This is a genomic window from Collinsella aerofaciens, assembly GCF_001405375.1.
Classification (GTDB): Bacteria; Actinomycetota; Coriobacteriia; order Coriobacteriales; family Coriobacteriaceae; genus Collinsella; species Collinsella aerofaciens_F.
The window spans coordinates 1-4,338 of record NZ_CYYP01000028.1; the positions used below are offsets into that span (position 1 = coordinate 1).

Below are 4,338 nucleotides of genomic sequence, written 5' to 3' on the forward strand. Positions count from 1 at the left end.
TTGTCCACGGCAGCCTCAATCTGAGGACGGAGAGCGAGGGCATCGCTCACAACCTTCTCGTAACGAGGCTCATCGAAATTGAACATATCTAATATCCCTTCGTTTAATAGAGTGAAATTCGTTTCAATTGACAACTTGTCATTTCACTACGTATTAATACTTAATGACCTAAAAAAATACCTTTCTAGGAAATGGAAGCTTGGCCGTCTTTCATCTCGGCGAGTTTATGCTCGAATCCAAAGCCGCCGGGTTTAAGGCAATTCTTAGCTGAATAGTCAGCAGCGAATTCCATTGCATCCCGAATGATCTCCGCATCGAGCGGTTGCTTTTTACTCCAGCCATGCGAGAGACAGCTCACAACAAACGCAGTGATATACGAATCTCCCGCGCCCATGGTGTCAAGCGCATCTACGGGTCTTATATTTCCCTGGTACCATCGGGAACCGTCAAAGAACACAGGCCCTGCAGATCCCCGTGTAGCAATCGTGTAGCGACAACCATGCTCTATGGCCCTCTTCAATAGAACTTGAATCTGTTGATCGCTCTCGCCGGAACAGGAAAACAGACCAAGGGTTGTAGCAGGGCAAACAAGATCGAGATATGCGTCGGTTCGATACTTATCTTTAACGGAAAAGTCGTAAACCACCACAGCGGGAAGATCTTGAACTAGGTGCACATCATCCTGCAGCTTTGCATTGACGCTGGTAAAAACCGCATCGAATCCCTGAAGAAACTTGACATCAGAATCGGTGATATGGGTTTTGTGCGCCCAGCAAGCCCCCGTATCGTAACCAACTTCGACACGTTCACCGTTGTAAACATTTACATCGCAAGTCTTGGTTGTCGCTTTTTCAGGCATAGATGATTGCGAAAGGTCAACGTTCAGCGAAGAAAGGGCATCGGTGATTATTCGCCCTCCCAGGTCGTTGCCGATCTCCCCAATATACGCTGCCTGTGCGCCAAGCATGCTTGCATGGGCAGCGACGTTTACGGCATTGCCACCAGGATACATAACGTCTTTGTTGAGATAGCGATCAATAACGTTGTCACCAATTGCTGCGATTTTCACCTCAACGCCTCCCATCACATACGGTCTTTATTAGTACTCGACCTTGCGGTAATAACGGCGGATGTCGAGCGAATGGTCACGAATTTGCTCGAAATTCTTGCTCACACGCGAGAGAATGGCATTGAGTACCACCGGAGAAAGCATCCAGCGGAATTCATCACTGATACCCGGCAACTCATAATCATGTGTATCGAATACGGTGAAATCATCCGCATATTGCTTACAGAAGCGTGCAACGCGCTCATCAAGAGGCCTAGTCTGCGCCTCCGTCATTGCGAGCGCGACACAAACGCCCGGCTCAACAAGTTCGATAGTGCCATGGAAGAACTCAGGCGATGTAACGGATTTGGTGCGCAGCCATTGGGACTCCTCGAGCACACACATGGCAAACGAATACGTGGGGCCCCACAGATTGCCAGAACCAATCCAAATCTGATACGGATCGTCCTTGTGCTTCAGAGCATATGCGCGAGCCATCTCGTCAGCGTTCTTGCCGACGGAAACGAGAGCAGCGGGGAGATTCACAAGCTCATCAGCGAAGCGATCGTAGTCATCGAAAAAGCCCCTGTTCTTGAGAATCTTTCCAATCAGAAGGTACAGCACGAGCTCCATAGGACGGCCCTGCTTATAGATCACTCCATAATCGGAAAGTTCACCAAGCGGTGAACCGTCCACGCCAAGCGTAGAGACAATGGTGCAGCCTGCGTCTTTTGCCGCCTTTGCCGCCGCGACCGTCTCTTTGGTGTCGCCCGACTTGGACGCCATGAACGCCAAGGTCCCCTTACCGATGCGCCGATTGCCAACCGTGAGGAAATCTGCCGAAACTTGGGACTGGACGGGAATATCGGACATAACAGAAACCATATAGTCAAACGGCTGCATCATCGCAAGCGAGCCACCTGACGAGGTGAAGAAAATCGAATCGAAACCCTTTTCGCAAATTTCGTCAGCAATGCGTTCAATTTCGGCACGTTGATTGTAGATATAAGCACCGTTATCGAGAATTGCCTGTTCATCAAATGAAACCATGAGATATACCTTTCTAATTCAATTGGGCCAGACGGCGAAATCAACCATTTAGATTGCAAACACTCCGAAGAAGGAGCCAACGATACCAACCGCCATGAGAATAACGAGAATCCAAGCAATCTTGACCTTGTGCTGAACGAGTTCGTAAACTCCAAGTGTCACAAGCAGCGGCAGCAGGCTCGGCATGATACCGTCGATGATGCTTTGGATAGTCTGCGCACTGTCACCGGTACCGAGAGAACCAGCCACGCTGACCGATACAAGGTTGGGCACCATAGCGCCGATAACCATAAGACCGAGAATTGCAGCCGCCATAGTGAGCTTTGGCATAAGACCAGATTTCTCGATCTTGCTCAAGAAACTGGTTCCGAATCCATAGCCCCATTTAAGGCAGAACCAACGAATCAGATAATGCGGAACATTGAATACGACAAGGAAGAGAAGCGGGCCGAGAATGTTACCCTGCATAGCAAGCGACACACCCAAGCCAGTGGCGATGACACGCAACGTTCCCCAGAACAGAGAGTCACCGATGCCGGCCAGCGGGCTCATAAGAGCGGCCTTTACGCTGTTGATGGAGGATTCGTCAAAATCCTCTTCGTTAGCGTTTGCCTCTTCCATCGCTGCCGAAATGCCCAGAATTAATGTTGAGACATAAGGAGTGGTGTTGAAGAACTCCATGTGACGCTTAGCAGCAGCAGCCTGGTCATCCTTATTCTTATACACGCGACGAATGATGGGAAGCATAGAGAAGCAGTATCCCATGTGCTGCTGGCGCTCGTAGTTCCAGGAGTACTCCATCGTAAGCGAACGGAAAAATACCGATTTTAGATCACGCTTTGTAATCTTGTTGGAACTGGTGTCATTAGAAGTCGTCATCGTCGAAGCTCCCTTCCGAACTAAGCTGTGGCGTCTGAGCAATGAAGTTTGGCTGGACCACCACGAGGATTACTGCGAGGCAAAGCCCAATGATGGCAATACCAAGGATTGGAATGCTCATGTAGGCACAGAGCGCAAACCCGAGCACGAAGAAAATAGCAGTCTGCTTGTTGACAATCATTGAAGCGAGCAGTGCAATGCCGAGCGCAGGGATGAATCCACCCGCAATAACCAGGCCGTTACTTACAAACTCGGGAATTGCGTTAAGCACTGCGTTCATAACCGGCGTTCCGAGATAGAAAGCAAGGGAGCACACGAAAAAGCGAGGAAGCGATTTGACGATGAATCCACCAAGCAGATGCATCCGCTCCATACCTTTGAGGTCGCCCTTTGCCACACAGTCGTCCGCTTTATGGACGAAAAACGGCATCACGATCAGCGTAAGCGCGTTATCGATGATGAGATAAAGCGACGCAATCGGAAAAGCGAGCGTCAGCGCAACTTCAGCGCCTTGACCCGTCGAAATTGCAAAGGTAGTGCCCAAAATACCACCGGTGATAACGTCAGGCGGAACGGCCGCCCCGATGGTAACCGATCCAATGAACACCATTTCAAGCGTGGCGCCGACAATAATGCCCGTCTGCAAATCACCCATCACAAGACCGATGAGGACGCCCGTGACAATCGGGCGAGAAGCAAGGCAAGTGCCAAGTGCGCACTCAAATGTCACGCACATTGCGACGAGGCCGATAAGGATCGCTTGAGTCAACATGAGAGATCCCCTTTCTATTGTATGTGCTTAAATCAAAATCTTCTCGTCTCTAGGTACCTGCCTGATCTCCACCTCGATTCCGGCATCACTGAGCTCATGTAGAAGCTCCACATCGCGATCGGTAGCGAAAACCGTTGAAGATAGGCGTACATCTGCACCCTCACGCGGCTTCGTTCCTCCAATGTTGATATGCTTGATTTCGCTGTAGCCCTTCGCCAAGCGGTAAGCATCTTCGATGCTTTCAACGACAATGAACAAACGGTACTTATCGGTCACACCGCTCCTAAGAGCCTCGATAGAATCATCGACCGATTTGATAACCAATTTGACGCCTGCCGGACGTGCCAGCTTAAGCGTCGTCTTGCGCACGTCATCTTTCACAACCGCATCGCAGGCAATCAAAATGCAATTGGTGTCAAGCTCTTGCGTCCAAGTCATGGCAACCTGACCATGAAGCAAGCGATGGTCAACTCTCAGCAGCTTAATCATCGATCGCGTCGAAAATGTTGGTGTAAGGGTGACACCCTAGCGCCCGTTTAACGAAGAACGGCCTTCGTCCTAGAATCTGAAATCACCACAACAACAGGTT

At 50.1% G+C, this 4,338-nt stretch carries 5 protein-coding genes; all 5 read right to left on the reverse strand.

Annotated features, from left to right (window positions below; translation table 11 throughout):
- Positions 1–184 precede the first annotated feature (184 nt).
- From ARB25_RS09490 to ARB25_RS09510, 5 genes are read right to left on the reverse strand one after another with little or no spacing between them, the layout of a single operon-like run.
- Complete coding sequence (locus ARB25_RS09490) at positions 185–1,069, reverse strand: PfkB family carbohydrate kinase (protein WP_055287647.1); 885 nt, start codon at positions 1,067–1,069, stop codon at positions 185–187.
- Between the two features lie 30 nt (positions 1,070–1,099).
- The gene (locus ARB25_RS09495) at positions 1,100–2,098 is read right to left on the reverse strand and encodes an SIS domain-containing protein (RefSeq protein ID WP_055287639.1); all 999 of its coding nucleotides are present in this window, start codon (positions 2,096–2,098) and stop codon (positions 1,100–1,102) included.
- A 48-nt stretch (positions 2,099–2,146) separates the two neighbouring features.
- Positions 2,147–2,977 (reverse strand): PTS system mannose/fructose/sorbose family transporter subunit IID, encoded by an 831-nt coding sequence (locus ARB25_RS09500; protein WP_055287641.1) that lies wholly within the window; start codon positions 2,975–2,977, stop codon positions 2,147–2,149.
- Positions 2,964–3,749 carry a PTS mannose/fructose/sorbose/N-acetylgalactosamine transporter subunit IIC gene (locus ARB25_RS09505; protein WP_055287643.1) on the reverse strand — a complete coding sequence of 262 codons (786 nt, stop codon included), beginning with the start codon at positions 3,747–3,749 and terminating at the stop codon, positions 2,964–2,966. Before ARB25_RS09505 ends, ARB25_RS09500 begins: the two co-directional genes overlap by 14 nt.
- Positions 3,750–3,776: 27 nt before the next feature.
- The gene (locus ARB25_RS09510) at positions 3,777–4,238 is read right to left on the reverse strand and encodes a PTS sugar transporter subunit IIB (RefSeq protein ID WP_055287645.1); all 462 of its coding nucleotides are present in this window, start codon (positions 4,236–4,238) and stop codon (positions 3,777–3,779) included.
- Between the last annotated feature and the right edge of the window lie 100 nt (positions 4,239–4,338).